This is a genomic window from Paraglaciecola arctica, assembly GCF_018861065.1.
Classification (GTDB): Bacteria; Pseudomonadota; Gammaproteobacteria; order Enterobacterales; family Alteromonadaceae; genus Paraglaciecola; species Paraglaciecola arctica_B.
In genome coordinates, this window is record NZ_JAHKQO010000007.1 from 261,197 (window position 1) to 278,656 (window position 17,460).

10 protein-coding genes are annotated in these 17,460 nt (G+C 40.6%); 5 read left to right on the forward strand and 5 right to left on the reverse strand.

Going from position 1 to position 17,460, the window contains the following annotated elements; all coding sequences use genetic code 11:
• Positions 1-98 precede the first annotated feature (98 nt).
• The 3 genes from cydB to KO534_RS03390 are packed head-to-tail and all read right to left on the reverse strand — an operon-like array spanning position 99 to position 3,083.
• The gene (cydB, locus tag KO534_RS03380; RefSeq protein WP_215927248.1) at positions 99-1,097 is read right to left on the reverse strand and encodes a cytochrome d ubiquinol oxidase subunit II; all 999 of its coding nucleotides are present in this window, start codon (positions 1,095-1,097) and stop codon (positions 99-101) included.
• Positions 1,094-2,473, reverse strand: coding sequence for a cytochrome ubiquinol oxidase subunit I (locus tag KO534_RS03385; protein ID WP_215927250.1), 1,380 nt, complete (start codon positions 2,471-2,473; stop codon positions 1,094-1,096). Before KO534_RS03385 ends, cydB begins: the two co-directional genes overlap by 4 nt.
• 58 nt (positions 2,474-2,531) lie before the next feature.
• On the reverse strand, positions 2,532-3,083 hold the full coding sequence (locus KO534_RS03390; protein ID WP_215927252.1) for a GbsR/MarR family transcriptional regulator: 552 nt from the start codon (positions 3,081-3,083) through the stop codon (positions 2,532-2,534).
• Positions 3,084-3,165: 82 nt separating this feature from the next.
• Between KO534_RS03390 and KO534_RS03395 the strand changes: the two genes are divergently transcribed.
• Together KO534_RS03395 and KO534_RS03400 are read left to right on the forward strand one after the other, a co-directional pair.
• Entirely contained in the window at positions 3,166-3,333 is a 168-nt protein-coding gene (locus KO534_RS03395; protein WP_215927254.1) for a hypothetical protein, read from the forward strand.
• A gap of 465 nt (positions 3,334-3,798) precedes the next feature.
• Entirely contained in the window at positions 3,799-5,505 is a 1,707-nt protein-coding gene (locus tag KO534_RS03400; RefSeq protein WP_215927256.1) for an ATP-binding protein, read from the forward strand.
• A gap of 143 nt (positions 5,506-5,648) precedes the next feature.
• Here the strand turns inward: KO534_RS03400 and KO534_RS03405 are convergent, their stop codons facing one another.
• Both KO534_RS03405 and KO534_RS03410 read right to left on the reverse strand, forming a co-directional pair.
• On the reverse strand, positions 5,649-9,935 hold the full coding sequence (locus KO534_RS03405) for a hypothetical protein (RefSeq protein WP_215927258.1): 4,287 nt from the start codon (positions 9,933-9,935) through the stop codon (positions 5,649-5,651).
• 246 nt (positions 9,936-10,181) lie between these two features.
• Positions 10,182-10,958 carry a hypothetical protein gene (locus KO534_RS03410; RefSeq protein WP_215927260.1) on the reverse strand — a complete coding sequence of 259 codons (777 nt, stop codon included), beginning with the start codon at positions 10,956-10,958 and terminating at the stop codon, positions 10,182-10,184.
• A gap of 588 nt (positions 10,959-11,546) precedes the next feature.
• Here KO534_RS03410 and KO534_RS03415 point away from each other — a divergent pair.
• The 3 genes from KO534_RS03415 to KO534_RS03425 all read left to right on the forward strand — a co-directional run bounded on the left by KO534_RS03415 (position 11,547) and on the right by KO534_RS03425 (position 17,378).
• Entirely contained in the window at positions 11,547-14,738 is a 3,192-nt protein-coding gene (locus KO534_RS03415) for a TonB-dependent receptor (protein ID WP_215927262.1), read from the forward strand.
• A 22-nt stretch (positions 14,739-14,760) separates the two neighbouring features.
• Positions 14,761-16,269 carry a tryptophan halogenase family protein gene (locus KO534_RS03420; RefSeq protein ID WP_215927264.1) on the forward strand — a complete coding sequence of 503 codons (1,509 nt, stop codon included), beginning with the start codon at positions 14,761-14,763 and terminating at the stop codon, positions 16,267-16,269.
• Between the two features lie 83 nt (positions 16,270-16,352).
• Positions 16,353-17,378 carry a LacI family DNA-binding transcriptional regulator gene (locus KO534_RS03425; protein WP_215927266.1) on the forward strand — a complete coding sequence of 342 codons (1,026 nt, stop codon included), beginning with the start codon at positions 16,353-16,355 and terminating at the stop codon, positions 17,376-17,378.
• Positions 17,379-17,460 lie beyond the last annotated feature (82 nt).

A 17,460-nucleotide genomic window follows, 5' to 3' on the forward strand; every position in this document is an offset into this window, starting at 1 on the left:
TACCTAAAGCTAATGAAAAATCTAGGCGAAAATGCGTTTTTAACTATTTTAATCGCATAATAGTGGTATCTGCTTTCGAATTCATTAAGAGGTTTTTTCTAGTAGTATTTTAAGTCCTGTACTTTTCCCCAAAACACTCGATACGAAAATACTGTATATGCCAATATACAAGGGATAACGATTAACGCCCCATATAATATAAAACGCAAAGACTCAGGAGCGCTGGCTGCTTGCCAAATAGTTAACTCACCGGGTACTACGTAAGGATAAAAACTAAAAGCTAAACCACAAAAACAAAACACATAAATCACTACTGTCATAAGAAAGGGTAACCAGCAACCAGTGTCATCTTTGAGGGGTAACTGCTTCAACACTAAATTGCCAATGTAAAACAAGGTGAAACAAACAAAAGGTACCAACGCCATAAAATAAGCGAAAGGCGCACTGGTCCAGCGTTCAAATACAAATTGATTGATTAGTGGGTTGACGATACAAACCGCCAATATGCCGATAAAGCTGACTTTCCCAGCAAGTTTGGCCCATTTTATGGCAAGTAATTGTAACTCGTCTGTGGTTTTTAAAATTAACCAGGTGCTGCCTATTAAGGCATAGGCACAAGTTACTCCTAAAGCACTTAAAATAGAAAACAAATAAGCCGTGACAGAAGTTTCAAACCCCATGACAAAATTGCCTAACATATAACCCTGACAGGTCGATGCGATAAAGGAGCCCAATTTGAAAATTTGATTCCAGCGGTGTTTATTGACTTGTGCCACCTTAGCCCGAAAATCAAATGCGACACCTCTTAAGATCAGACCTACCAACATGATGGACGCTGGAATATACAGCGCTTTTAATATGACATTATGCGCTGATGGAAAGGCAATTAATAATAATCCCACAGCCAAGACTAACCATGTTTCGTTGGCATCCCAAAAAGGGCCAATTGAGGCGATCATTTGATCTGCTTGCTGATCGTTGTTTAATGGGAGCAATAAGCCTACTCCGAGATCATAGCCGTCTAAAATGGCATACACTATTACAGATAAGGCCATTAATCCTGCAAAAATGACTGGTAGGCTAGCGTCACTAATCATGATAATTCTCCCGCCGTGCTGTTATGAGGTCGCCGAAAATGTTTCTGATGCTGCCTTTCTTCAGGTTGGATTTCTTCTATTTCAACCGCCTTTCGCGCCATTAAAAATAAGGTGTGTAAATAGGCGATGAGCAACGTAACATAGACTGATAAATACAAAATAAAACTAAAAATGACGTTTTCAGGGGCAATGTTCGTGACTGCATCTGATGTTTTGAGCAAGCCAGATACTAAGTAAGGTTGACGGCCAATTTCAGTGACGTACCAACCCGCTAGTGTGGCGACCCATCCAGAAAAACTCATTGCGATTAGGCTGTATAATTGGACTTTATTTAAGTGGTGGTTTCGGATTAATTGGTAGCTACAAAGCCAAGCGATGACTAACATTAAGAGCCCAATCCCTACCATAATTCGGAACCCATAAAACACGGGTTTAACGGGAGGGTGTTCGCCAATAAAGTCATTTAACCCTTGTACTTGGCCTTCAGCATCGTGGGTCAAAATGACACTAGCGAGATTAGGTATCGCTAGTTCGTAGTGATTGCTGCGGGTTGTTTCATCGGGAATGGCAAACATCAACATAGGTACTGCTTTTTGGGTTTCCCATATGCCTTCCATTGCTGCCACCTTTTGAGGTTGGTGTTTTAGAGTATTTAAACCATGTAAATCCCCTACAAATATCTGTAAAGGCACTAAAACGGCAGCAACAAAAACCGCCGTTTTTAGTGCCAAACGAGGGGCTTTTTTATTGTCTCCACGAATAATCCGGTAAGCAGATACCCCTGCTATCAAAAACGAAGCGGTTAACGCTGAGGCCAATAACACGTGACTCAAGCGATAAGGAAAAGAGGGGTTAAAAATGATGGCCCACCAATCTAAAGCGTGGGCGACGCCGTCTTGCATTTCAAAACCTGCAGGAGTTTGCATCCAAGAATTAAGTGCAATGATCCAAAAGGCTGAAAGGGTAGTGCCAACAGCGACCAACAAGGTCGCCAAGGTGTGTAACCAAGTTGGTACTCGGTGCATGCCAAATAACATTACACCTAAAAAAGTCGCTTCCAAAAAGAAAGCTGTGAGTACTTCATAGCCCAGAAGTGGTCCTGCAATGTTACCCACTGTTTCCATATAGCCAGGCCAATTAGTACCAAATTGGAACGACATAGTGATGCCGCTTACGACTCCTAAAGCAAAGGTCAGCGCAAACACTTTGACCCAAAAACGGTAAATACGCATCCACACTGGATGACCACTGAGGTTAAAACGTAATTTAAAATAAAATAGGAACCAGCCTAGGGCGATTGTGATACTGGGAAACAGGATATGGAAGCTAATATTGGCCGCAAACTGCAGGCGAGACAACAAGAAGACGTCAGCCATAAGGCACCTCAATTGTAAAGTTTAAAAGTGGGGAATTGTATGTAGTCTGAAGGGCATTTTATTCGTTGCTGCGTTTTAATAACTTATGTTTCATATCCAGCACTTTGCCTACACCTGAACCTAGTTTCATTAGGGTATCGAGTTTTTCCGGACTCAAGCGTTGCAATTCGCTAGACCACTTGGTGATGCCCTCAAGTAAGTCATGTACTTCTTGAAGTTTTTGCTGTGCATGTTGTTCTTCATCATTGGCTGGTGTATCAAGTAAAATGTCACGTAACAACGAAAGAGTTGGATCCATTTCTCGTTTACGACGCTCTTCAAATACTCGATTAGCCATATCCCAAATACTACCGTTAGTCTGAAAATAGTCTTTGCGGTCTGCAGGCTTATGATGCAATTGAATCAATTGCCATGACTGCAATTCCTTTAACCCCATACTGACATTACCGCGAGAAATACTTAGAGCTTCAGCTATTTGATTGGCGCTGATAGGATCTTTAGTGATGACCAATAATGCATACATTTGCCCAACGGTGCGATTGAACCCCCAGCGACTGCCCATTTCGCCGAAGTGCATCACGAAGGTTTCTATCATTGGTGTCATTTTCATATTTTAAACATTCTAAAGTTTCAGTAATTATTGAAACTTTAGAATGTTTACTGATCCAAGTCAATACATAAGTTGCATAAAAATGTACGCAGCAGTTTCACTGCAAGTGCAGATCGATATTACAAAGTATTCAATAGAAAAGTGGGGGCATGGACTGCAAGCGATAATCGAGGTTGATCGTGGCCAACTTTGGTTACTCCTAGAGGAATTAACTAAAGATACTCAATTGAAAAATGGTAAAAATGGGTGATTTTCCTTCAGACTAAAGTAAGGATAGTCACATGTCATAGATTGATGCTGGGTGGGAAGGTGTAATGCAAGATTTTAGAACAGATCTGAGCATAACCCCGTGCCCTTTAACGGTAAGTCATTAATATATTTGCGGTTGTGGCACAGTTTTGGGAGAGCAAATAGCAAGTTGCAAAAAATAGTTGTTAAGCACAATCATTTTAGTATACCTGCTAAACGTATATTTTATGGCAAGCTTTCGATTTCAACAGGGTTTCAACTATAGATTTTTGGGAAAAAGACGCCTATTCTAGCTGGGTTATGTTCGTCATACTTTTCTGGTCATGGCGTTGCGTATCACATATAGAATCAGCGTGTTGTTACTTTGCTAGATAAGCCTGAAAGGGATGCTAGTTAAGTATAGGCTTAATTCAGTAAGCGGACGTTCTTCTTGAGTTCACATTAACAGTTGAAGTGGTTGTCCCTTTTGATCCAGAAAAATACTGAAACCCACAGTAATAATGAAACCATAGAGCTTCTTAAGCCTGTCGCTTATTTTTTTGTCGTTCTTTATTCTTTTCTTACTCTGGCGCACCTATTTCTTTTAGAAGATTCTTTCAAGTGGATAATGCTATTTGTTGCTCTAACAACTGCAACTGTTAGTTTGGTGATTGGGCTTACTTCATCCAGAATTTCATTGATGCACCATAGCCGCTTTATTCTATTGCTGTTGTTCATGGCCAGTAGCAATAGCCTACTGCATTTGTGGTTTTCTCACGCTCCAGAACACACAACCAACATCTTCGTCACTATCATTGCCTCGGGCATAGTGTTATCTAATCGAAGTCATTGGATAGCTTCTATTGTGTTTAACTGGATAGGCTGGAGCTTTATCAACTTTGCCCTTGAAATGGCCTTGTTCCAGCACTTTTTCTTTGCCATGGCAATGAGTACATTGCTCAGTTGGTTTGCCCACCTGGCGCGAAAAAAGTTGGTAGAAAAACAAATGGAGCTTTTACAGGAGCGCGATCTTGCAATACAACATGAACAAGAAGCCAAAGCCGCCACATTAGCAAAGAGCGAGTTCTTGGCGGTTATGAGTCACGAAATTCGTACCCCAATGAATGGGGTTATTGGCATGATTGATCTAGTGTCTCGCTCGAAACTAGATGAACAACAGCAAGGTTTCATTGCTTCAGCTAAACGCAGCGCAGATTCTCTGCTTATTATTATTAACGACGTGTTAGATTTCTCAAAGATTGAAGCAGGTGAATTGGCGATAGAATTAGTTACCTTCGATTTAGAGCGTTTTTTTGCAGAATTGATTGCAGACCAGCAATTTTTGGCTAATAAAAAGGGCTTGAAGTTAGCATTAACTAACCACAGTTATCCGCAAAGAAAGGTCGTGGGCGACCCCCATAGAATTACCCAAATACTCAACAATCTGTTATCCAACGCGATCAAGTTCACAGAATCAGGTCATATCAAGGTTCACTATGAGTTGGTAACAGTGGACGACCATTTGCAATTAAGTGTGGAAATTAATGATACGGGCATTGGCATCAGTGAACAATCACTGCCTTTCCTTTTTGACTCCTTCTCTCAAGCTGATATGTCGACTACCAGAAACTTTGGTGGCACTGGATTAGGATTGGCTATTAGCAAACAACTTTGTGAATTGATGGGGGGCAGCATATCAGCTCAAAGTAAAGTAGGAGAAGGATCCACCTTCCATTTTACTATTCAACTTCAAGAAGCGGTTCCAACGTCAATTTCAGAAAAAACGCCCCAAGATAACCAAACGTTGAGCAGTTTTGATAATTTGCAGGTACTGGTAGTTGAAGATAATTTCATTAATCAAGAAGTGATGAAAGCGGTTTTGGATGAGTTTGATATTAACGTAGAACTAGCTAATGATGGGCTCGAGGCTTTGTCCATTCTAGCCGCTCCTGAATCGACAAAGTTTGATTTGATATTTATGGACTGCCAAATGCCGAAAATGGATGGTTATGAAGCCACTCGCCGCATTAGGGCTGACGAAGTATCAGGGCACATTCCTATCATAGCGCTGACAGCGAACACTATGAATAGTGAAAAAGAAAAGTGTCTCGAAGTAGGTATGGATGATTATCTCTCCAAGCCGATAAATACCGAAGCTTTGTATGCTATGTTGGCGAAGTACCAGCCAAGCTAATTCCTGCGGAACTGGGACTGCTCGCTGCAAATAACTTTGCACTGCGGCTCTAAGGCATCATAAACTGGACCCCTATGGTCTCTAGCTAACATATAAATGTTTTTGTTTTAGGAAATTATTCAAACAAGTCAACTTCTCCTATGTTATTCACCAATATTGGTATTACTACCTTTTAAAAGTGAGGCATTGCGCAGTAATAAAGGGATCATTCCCAAAATTGCCGTCAAGATCCCTAGAGCTGAATCAATCGCTTGACCGCTACTAAAAACAGTGACGACTAACAATACCAATACAAGGGTAAATACCGGGATCCTAAGCATTGACCAAATCCCCGTATTCGCATCTTCCTGCCACTGTGCCACGTCGCTTTCTCTTTCAGCATGCAGAACAAAACGTTTGAAACTATCGTTAACTAGGTGCCATCCGGCATCTCTATAGATATAGCCACGTCTCATGAGATGTTCTAGCACTTCTGAATTTAATGGATTCACATGACAACCCGATGCTAACTGAAATAACAAATAACGTTCGTCCTTAGTACATAACTCCCACTTCATCCTATACAAGGCCCCACCATGCATTGCGAAAAAACCAATAATTTGTGATGGTTTCCAAAATTGCTGTAAATTTTCTGCAGTTAATTGGGCTTGTGTATCTTGCATTTTAACTAGACGGTGATAATCCTTAAAGGCTTCTTCAATCTCACGCAATTCAGCCCAACCATTTGACTCGTTCTCAATTAAATGCAGTACATCACCGACCGCTCTTGGCATGTATTTCCTGCCTGGCGTCCAGTCATAGTGTTTAGAAAAGTTTGCAAACAACATCGCCCAGCCTAATTCTTCTGTGGTACTTGCAACTGTTTCGGTTTTAGCATGTGGATACTCGTCTTGTTTAGTTAATCGAAAAATAGGAGCCGTGTCGGCAATAATGACAAGGTGTACATTAGACATTTTTATTAGGGATTCTGTGAGTGATAGTGCTAGTTGCCTTTGTTCTGGTAGAAACGCTAAAAGTTCATAACCTTCAAGCAGCAAAACCATTGGTGTTTGTTTTCTATGCTTTGATAATCGCTGTAAAATCTCAAAATTACCCTGTTCTTTATTGAGTAAATCGGCAATGTTAAATACCGTATTTTCGAAAAAAGTGACATCTCTTGTTTTTACTTCGTGGACAATGCGCTGTCGCGTGGAATGTAACAGCAAAATTCTAACCGCAGCAGTTTGTTTGAGTTTTGCAGTGAGAATTTCCCATTTCTCGGCAGCTGTTGAGTGTTCTCGCGGATAGGAAATTCTAAAATCATTGGTTAAGTGATCACCAAATAAACGCCTGACCAAAACTAACGTAATTAGGCGATGTATAATAAATAACTGCAGAAAAATTGAAATCACAATAAACACAATACTACGCTCACTTGCAAGCAACATAAATAAATCAGGATGGTACTGTAAAGTATTGTTGTGGCTTGAATCAGCTGTTATTTGTTGTGATGTATTATTTGCTTGAAGTACCCCATGATTTTGTAATTCTGTACACGTATCTTTTTGAGAAGAAGTAACGCGTTTTGCTAGATGGGTTATTTCAGCCAACAAGGAATCAGCAAAGGCGATATTTGAAAAAACCTTCTGTATAACTTTATCTGTATAACATTGGTTGTCTGTATCCACGGCATTTATCCAATTTCCAAAGGCAGGAAACATTTGTTTTAGTGAATTTTCTGCTAACCAATCTTTACCTTTAAAATTGTTTTTATCGGCTTCGCCAATGATTAATTTGTAATCCGCTAATTGAGATTGATAGTTTTTTTCTGCGATTTGTAAATGTTGGGTTTGTAACCTTGCCTGATGTTGTAGTAAATACCCATTGGCGCTATTCACAATTAGACTTGCAGGAACAGCCGCCACAAGAAAAACCACAGCAAGGATAAAACACAGGTAAGTCTTGGTATATCGCTCCTTGTCAAAAACCGTGTCGGTGTAAGATTCGGCTAAAGGTATACGAAAATAAAAAAATAATGCCCCTAAGAACGTGCCTAAACCCACCAGGAAAAACACCCAATTGACAGTGTTATCATTTGGGTAAATAGGGCCCAGATATACTCCAATTAGTATGATTGCAATCGCAACAACAACAAATGGAGTTAACTTGGGAGAGGCGCCACGTAATACCGTCTTGTGGGGATCAAGGCTCCGCGTAATAAGTTTTAGGGTCAATACCGCAACCAGTAGCCAAATGCCAAGCCTAAGTGTTAGGTCGAATACCACTCCCATCATTAAAAAACAAAACGCACTTCCTCCAATTAACAAAAATAACCAACTGCGATAACGATTGGCATGGCGCGGGTTGAAGTATAAAAGACTGGCCCAAAATGGTTGGCTGCTGGTGTATCGAAGGTACGCAAATAATGGAATAATCAGAAATAGAAACAACATTACTGCCATAAAAAGCAACAGCATATTATTTAACTCTGCTCCCGTTTGGTCAAAAAATATGATTAGTGTTAATGGTGCATTTTTATAGCTTTTATCGATAAATAAATCACCTACTGAAAATAGGTGTGACTTACCGCGATAAACCGCATCGAAAGTAATGGGATCCATGCTTTTGCCAGAATCATAATCTTGGTTGGATACAAAGGCATAAAGTTGTTTATTGTTGTCAGTTTCTACAAAAACATTTTCAATGAGGCTTCGTTGCTCGTCGCTGTGAAACAGTACCGTTCCTGATTGGTCAAATACTAAATACCCATAGTCTCTGGGCATCACTCTGTGAAAAAAAGTCCGTAAACGTGTGCCAAAACTTAATATTTGTCTATTCTCTTGGTGCTTTCGGTCGAATAGAGGTACGGCAAACTGGGTGTTTTTTCTTCCATCCCTAACGTTATTGATGCGCTCAAATATTACGCCTTTACTGCATTTTCGACTATTGTCTGTTTCACCCCAAAGCTCACAATCTTTAGCTTTCCGGAAATATTGTCTATGAGCGAGACTAATATCTCGACCGGCCAATAGGTTCTTTTGTTTCCATATGGTGGTCGCATTTTCCAGAAATCGTCCTTCCTCGTTGAGGATAAACGCACCTTCAATAATATAATCGTAAATATCTGGATTCACTGTATTTTTGATAACCAATGAGTCATCTTGGCAACTTGAAAATCCCCCTTCTTTACCAAAACGATTAGTTTCAACAAAAAGGCATTTGTTGTTTGATGCATGCGCCGACTTGCCAAGTGCATGGGATGTTTTCAGTTTATCGCTATTCAAGATCGCCCAACTTTTTAGGGTATCGATTTCGGTTTGGAATTCTTCGGTGATTTGTTTATAGAGTTGTGTGGCTTGGTGTGATTTTTCTGCCATTAAATAACCATAAAATAACTGGTGATTGATAGCAATGCTCGACATGCCAACTGCCACCAACAAGCCTAATCCTATTTGGCTGACATCGCTGCGAGTAAAAGCATATTTCACTGAAACAAAACGTAATTTTAATAGCGGCAACAGCGAGATAGATATGATTAAAATAAGAACAAACCACAGCGCTGTGTTAGGTGAAACATTTAGCTTAGCTAGGCGTAACTCATCAGCTGGAACCAAACCTAATATATATAATTGATCGGTGCTGGTATTAAACGCAGTTAAACTGGATGGTTGTAAAAATATTCGATAGTCTACTCCGCCAATTGTGGTATCCAATATTTCACTAGTAGTGGGTTTGAAATCGTTAATGTAGTCTTTATTTTCTGCGCGCTGGGTATGTTTTGCGGCTATTTGTTTAAAGAAGCTATTGATGTCCTGAAATTGTAAATCCGCGGTTTCTACCCCCTTTTTATTGATTTGGCTCGCGCCAATCACTATGCCTGCTGCGTTCGTTATGAGTACTAAGGGAAAGCGCTCAATATTTGCTGGGACAAAGTTTTTTGTCTCTACTTCGAGAATATTTATGGCCCCTTTTTTAGCGATCTTTACTGGGTTTTTAGCGTGGTTTTTGGGGGGCCTATTGACAATCTTAGAGGATGAAGGGGTAGCAAGAGGTGAGGTTGTTCTTACTCTGATATATGTTTTCCCGTCTGTATGGAAAAAGATTCTGTGGTCCTGAAAATCTGATTGGCCTATTTGTGTCGAGCTCGATATTTTTAAGGTTTTTAAATTTGCGGAACGATTAGCTAACGCCACTCGGTTTTTGAGTAAGTCTTCACACGAAGAAGACGAGGCGTCTATCTCTTCACATACTTTTGCTATTTCGGTGAGTTGCTCAGCAGATTGAATAAAACTTCTACTCACCTCATTGAGTCCGCGAAAGTGTAAGCGATTTTGGTAGTCTTCATTTTTTTGGATTTTAAAAAAGTACATGGCACTTGAAATACTAACGGCCAACAACACAGTAACCGAAAAAATAATTAGACTGGAATAGCGCTTTTTAAATGATGACATCTTCACCTCCCTGTGTGGTATCTGCTTTGCGTTTTTGGGCTTTACAAAACTATAGTCACTGCCAGAAAAAATGCGCCAGTAAAAAAAGAGGGGAAGTTAATATTAGGTAATTGAGGCTGAAGAAAGGCAGTAACTAGTGAACTTTAAGTTGTAGAAACGTAACTGGGAGAGGCTGTTTTGCACTAACATTAATGCAAAACAGCAGTATTAGAATTAGATCTCAAGTTAAGCCATAACAAACTTACGTTAATTTAACAGGTCTTTGAGTTTATCATTGGCTTTTTCCAATAACTTATCCTTTTGTTTATCCAGTTCTTCATTGACTTTTTTCTTGGCTTCTTCTGCTAAACGTTTTTTAGCTTGCGCTTTAGCAGCTGCGATCACATTATCTAGCATGGCATTGACCACTGCAGCCCCTACTTGATCAGCTGGCATACCATTGGGTTGGCCTATGGCTCCCGCATTGAAGGTAGGTAAGGTCACCTCATAAGCTTTGGTTTTAATGTCTAAATCACCAGTAGAAAAAGCTTCAAAATTTAGTTTGAGTTGCACATTACTAACGGTGACGTTTTCCACTATTAATAGCGGATTTACCCCTTGTGATTCTGTAGTTGGGTTATTTGTCTTAGGTAAATTGGCGACTAAGTTATTCTTTATGACCACTAAATTGCCCTGTCCCTCTGAATCTACTTCGTACAACACTTGTGGAGCATTGATGCTGATGTTCTGCACCACATAGGGCTCTTTGATACTTTCACCTAAATCTAATGTGATTGAATCGACACTGAAGGCATTTTGATTACTGAAGTCTTTTGGATTATCAATTGCTAAAGCGCTGAGGGTCATCTTGCCTTCTGTCAAAGCCAAATCTACTTTGCCCACTGAAACCTCTGTACCAAGGTATTGGCTTCCTTGTTGTTCTATTTGGGCACGAATAAAGTCGCCTGCTCCATTTAAAAAGTACCAAACAGCGCCAACAATTAGCAGTATAACTAAAGTAAAAATTCCTAGACCTTTTTTCATCAAATTCTCGCTAGTTCTTAAATCGATACCTTGATTGTAACAAATAAAATAAAAAGGATATCTAGCTTAGTTTTGATATTGGATGCAACATCAGGTTAATTTATCGGTAGCTTTCAGTTTTGAGTATGGCTGCACTAGTTAAGCTCTACAGGCAATAATCCAAATTTTTATTGATGTTACCGGTATCATTTTTAACTTTAGTTTTTATGATGTAATAAGTGTATTAACTATATTTAGTATTCAAATTGCTTTTTTTAGTGTTTAGTTATTTGCAAATAGCGATTATTCATTATGTAAAAACCGTGATTTAGACAATAATTAGTTGTTGGGGTGGAGTGTTTTTTCTACCCTTTTGGAGTAAATTAATTCTTTTAAAACAAGTGTTTGTGATTTTTTATTTCCAATAAAAAACATGCTAAAAAAAGTGCTCTTTATGCAAAAAGATTAAAGTCATCAATTCATTAAAATGAAAAACCCTTGTTAACAGTATGTTGTGTTAACGATAACATTGTTTTATTTTCCCTGCGGCTAGCTTGTCCATCAAACACAAAATTAATACTTAGCTGGCCATGCACTTAGAGGGTAACCATGAAAACTAAAACAATTTACAAAAATCGTATTGCAACCGCATTAGCGCTGGCGTTAAGCGCCAGTTCAACAATCGCCATGGCACAGCAAAATGATGCCCAGTCTGAGGATGAAGGCGTCGAAGTAATTGAAGTAAAAGGGCTAAGAGGTAGTTTGATTAAAGCCCAAGATCTTAAGCGCGAAGGGAATACCTTTTTAGACGGTATTTCAGCAGAAGATATCGGCGCTTTGCCAGATAGAAGTGTTTTGGAAGCAATGCAGCGTATTCCTGGCGTATCGATAGAGCGTTTTGCTGCCGCTAACGATCCTGACCACTTTGGCATAGAAGGCAGTGGTGCGGTTATTAGGGGGATGACGCAAACTCGCAGCGAGTTTAATGGCCGCGATACCTTTAGTGCTAACTCTAGTCGTGGGCTGAGTTTTCAGGATGTGCCACCTGAGTTGATGGGCTCTGTGTTGATTTACAAGAACCAATCTGCCGATATGATTGAAGGGGGGATCGGCGGGACAGTCAACCTCAATACCCGTAAGCCTTTTGATCAAGATGGCCGCGTAATCGCTTTTACTGTGGACGCGACTTACACAGATTTTGCGGATGAAACCTCACCAACGGGATCTTTTTTATTCAGTGATTCATGGAACACCGAACAGGGTAAATTTGGTTTGTTAACTAATGTTGCCTACTCAAAGTTGACCAGTCGTTCTGACGGTCTGCAATCAGAAATATTTCTACCGAGAGACAATATTGTAGAAGGCTCAACTGTTTATATGCCTAATGGTGGCAATATGAACACGCAAATTCAAGAACGTGAGCGCCAAGGTTTTACTTTGGTCGGCCAATGGGAAAGCCAAGATAGAACTATGTTGGTTACAGGGCAGTTTTTACGCTCTGATGCGAGCTTAGCTTGGGCAGAACGAACCATGAGTTTTCAAACCAATATGTATGAAGATGATGGCGTGAGTATTCGAGATGAGTCGTTCCCTTTGGATGGTTTTCCTGCTTTTGAATTCGATGACAATGGGGCGTTTCAGTCTGGCACCCTTACGCATACTTCATTAGGTGGATGGCGTTCAAATGGAGCCGATAACGACCGCGTTCCGCAGGCGGCAGACTGGTCTGGGAATCCAGTTCCACAGTTCGGGAACACATGGCAAAATTCTAGTCGAATTAAAGATCAACAAACAGTAGTTGATGATTACTCTTTGAATCTTAAATGGCGACCAAATGATACCTGGTCCCACGAATTTGACGTGCAGCATATTAATGCAAAAACAGATGACACAGACTTTACTATATTCTTAGGTACCCATGCTAATCAGTATCTAGATTTTTCTGGTGATGCGCCAAGTATTGCTTTTCTTGAACCTTGGAATGGCCAGGCTGCGGGTAATGGACGTGAAGGTAACGAAAACTTTTTCCAAGATAAATCGTCGTACTACTGGCGTTCTGCTATGGATCATATTGAAGACAGCGATGGCGACGAAAGTGCACTGCGTTGGGATACCAAATATACCTTCGATGACGGCTATTTAACCTCTGTTAAATTCGGTGCAAGGTACGCTAAGCGACAGCAAACGGTTAAGTTTTCAGCTTATAGTTGGCAGCCACTAGGGGCGATTTTTTCTGGAGACCCAGACGGAAATGGTTTCGCTGGTGCTTGGTTAGATTTACCTGAACACGCATCCTTAGTTAACGACGTGGAAGAAGTCTATTGGGATGACCATTTCAGAGGTGGGCATGTGACTATTCCGGGTCAAGGGTATACTTATCATCCTTCTTTTGACTTGGTGCGAGATTATGCCAATGCGGGCAGCAGATTGGCCAATGCCTCATCTGATTGGGAGCCTTTAGCAGACCGCCCTCGCCAACAACTTGGGGTAGATAGTAACGGCAATGCAATTTTCGAAGAATTTGATGGGCCATTTAGACCTAACGAAGTAAACGATTTTTCTGAAACGAATACCGCTGCTTACGTGCGAATTGACTTTGAATCTTACGATTGGAAATACCCTATTTCTGGTAACGTGGGTCTAAGGTATATCCGTTTAGAAAGAGAAACCTCGGGTTATATTTCTTTTCCTAATCTTGAAATCAAACCCTTGTCATTCTTCGACAACGGTACACGTACTCCTGAAGAAATCCAGGAAGAATATGCAAAACAAACTAATCTATTTTTACCTCAAGATGATCTGGACTTTGGCAACTACGCGACACGATTTATAACCAATACCACGTCAGATGATTATGTATTGCCTAGCTTTAATGTCAAAGCTGAGTTGTCTGATGACTTAATTTTAAGATTCGCCGCGTCGAAGGCATTGGCTTATCCAAACACCGGCGACATAAAAAGTTTTGTTAGTATCAATAACCAAAATGCAGCGGTAGTGCGTGACGGTGACGGCGAAGACGCGCAAATTGTCAGTGCAGATATCACAGCATGGACCGGTAATTCAGCTAATCCAAATCTTCAACCAATGCGCTCAACCCAATTTGATTTAGGCTTAGAATGGTACTTTGATGAAGGAAGCTCACTTACTGGCACTATTTTCCTGAAAGACCTAAAAGACTTCTGGGTCACTGGTGGTGTAGATGAGTCCTACACCAATAATGGTGTTACAAACACAGTGACTGTGCAAAAACCTATCAATACCGACGAAGGCGAGATGCAAGGTTTTGAATTGGCTTATCAGCAATTTTTTGGTCAACTACCTGAACCCTTTAACCACTTAGGGGTGCAAGCGAATTATTCCTATATCAGTGCCTCTGGTGTGCCTAATTCCAATCTGTTTACTACCGATCCGGATGGGCAACCTAAGGATGGTCCCACTCAACTCGCGTTTGAATCTTTGCCTTTGGCAGGGCAATCTAAACACACGGCTAATTTTGTAGTGATGTATGAAGATGACAAAATCTCAACCCGATTAGCTTATAACTGGCGCTCTGAATACTTGATTACAGCGAGAGATGTTGTAGCGCCTCATAGGCCTGTTTATGGTGAAGACGCCGGTTACTTGGATGGCTCGTTTTATTACACATTGAGTGAAAACATTAAAGTTGGCATTCAAGGTGTGAACTTGTTAGACACTATTACCAAAACTAGTATGCAAGTTGATGAAAGTGGCACCCGTTATGGCCGCTCATGGTTTAAGAGCGATCGTCGCTTTTCTTTAGTGTTACAAGGTAGTTTCTAACCCAGTATTCTTAGGAGGGTGTATGCAAAAAAATATACAAAAGGTTGTTATTGTCGGTGGGGGCACTGCGGGTTGGATGACCGCCGCAGCTATGGGCAAGTTGTTAAAGAATCGGATGTGTAGCATCACCCTTGTTGAGTCTGCTGAAATTCCAACTATAGGTGTAGGAGAGGCAACGATTCCTCAATTACAACTATTTAACGCATTACTTGGTCTGGATGAAGATGAATTTATGCGGGAAACCAACGCCACGTTTAAACACGGAATTCAATTTGTTGATTGGAAGCAACTCGGCCATGAATACACTCATCCATTTGGTACTATAGGGTTAAATTTTGATGGTGTAGATTTTCATCACTATTGGTTAAAAACTGCTAAAGCTATGGGGGTTGATAGACTAGATAATTATGCTTTTAACTGCGTAGCAGCCCGTGACAACAAAATGATGCGCTCGATTGATGTCCCCAACTCACCATGCAATAACATTGCTTACGCATTTCATTTTGATGCTGGTTTGTATGTTAAATGGCTTAAGAGGTTTGCTATCTCCCAAGGGGTAGAACGAATTGAAGCACAAGTTAAGGACGTGCACTTAAATAATGATTCGGGTTTTATCACCTCCCTTGAGTTGAATGATGGTAAACAAATTGAAGGTGATTTGTTTATCGATTGTTCTGGTTTTAAAGGATTGCTGATTGAAGAAGCTTTGCACACAGGGTACGAAAGTTGGAGTCACTTTTTGCCTTGTGATAGCGCAGTAGTTGTACCCAGCACAAACACGGGTGAACTTTACCCTTATACACGATCTTGGGCCCAAAAGGCCGGTTGGCAATGGCGCATTCCGTTGCAACATAGAACCGGTAATGGCCACGTGTTTTCAAGTAAGTTTATGAGTGATGAGGAAGCTAAAGCAATCTTACTGGAAAATATAGAAGGCGAACCTTTAGTAGAGCCTAGATTTCTGCGTTTTCATACTGGTATGCGTCGCAAACAGTGGAATAAAAATTGTATAGCGATAGGCTTGTCTAGTGGTTTTATCGAGCCGCTAGAATCTACATCCATACATTTAATTCAAAGTAACATCTCTCGCTTGATGAGCTTATTTCCTGATAAAAGTTTCGATCCTGTAACGGTAGATACCTTTAATAAACAAGCGGATGAAGAAATACGTCGGATTCGAGATTTTATTATTCTGCATTATCATGTAACCGAGCGCCAAGACTCGCCATTTTGGCGGTACTGCCGCAACATGGAAATCCCCGATTATTTGCAATCAAAAATTGACCTTTTTAAGTCCTCTGGACGCGTTTTTCGGGAGAATGATGAATTGTTTAATCAATCGAGTTGGATTGCTGTAATGATTGGTCAGGGACTCATGCCTGAGCAATATCATCCTATGGCCGATCTGCTTGAGCAAGAGGAAGTATCTAGGCGCTTGGCTCACGTTAAACACGTTATTCAACAGTCTGTAGACAGGATGCCAAGCCATCAGAACTTTATTGAGCGGCACTGCAAATCAACCATGCAATAACACAAAACCTGAAAATTTTATGAATTCTAAAGATAGAATGTTAACGTAACATTCTATTTATCCACACGATATAAACCTGACATATGTCTAGAGTAAAACTAAAAGATATCGCGGAAAGGGCTGGCGTCTCGGTGATGACAGTATCCCGCGTAATGAACAACGATCCTAAAGTCAGGACTAAAACCAGAGCCAAAATAGCAGCGATAGCGCAAGAATTAAATTACAGTCCCAATGTTGCCGCTCGAAGTTTATCTAGTTCGAAATCTTTCTTTATCGGTATTGTGTGTGAATTTGCCAATGCTAATTATGTGAGTCAGTTTTTGGTTGGGGCATTAACAAAATGCCGTACTAATGGTTTTCATATTGTCATTGATGAAACTGCGGGAGAAACCGAAAAAGCACTCTCTATTGTCAGCGATTTTATCCTCATAACTAAAGTCGATGGCTTAATTTTGTTGCCTCCTTTAGCTGATATTCCTGAGGTCTTAAGCTTACTTAAAGAATCACATACCCCTTTTGTTCGAATCGCCCCGGATATTGATTTATCGGCTAGCCCCTATATTTGTATGGATGATTATCAAGCCGCTTTCGACATCACCGAACACTTGGTAAGGACTGGGCATAAACGAATTGCCCATATTATAGGTAATGAAAATCAAGGGGTTAGCAGGCTCAGGTATCAGGGGTATTTAGATGCTCTGCGTTCACATCGTTTGTTAATGCCCCCCGAATATATTGAGCAAGGGGAATTTACTTATAAATCCGGACTTGTTGCCGCCGAGAAACTACTGTCTCTTGAGGTATTACCCGACGCCGTTTTTGCGAGTAACGATGAAATGGCCGCAGCGGTGATATCTGTGGCACTTAAAAATAACTTAGATGTGCCCAAACAAATATCGGTTGTGGGGTTTGATGATACCGAGTTAGCCAGAGTTGTATGGCCTCGAATCACCACTATTCAGCAGCCCATAAGAGATATGGCTGGTCTCGCTATAAGTTTGCTCACCGATCCGCTAATGTCGTTTCAGGATAGTACTCCGATGGCGAAACGGCATGTTTTGCCGTATCAACTTTTTATACGCGAATCGAGTAAACAAAACGCCGATTAATGAGGAATAAAGAAGGGTGTTGCTGTTACCGCTAGCCAACAAAATAACTCAATCTAAATAAAAAATGCCTAGTGTTTCCCCA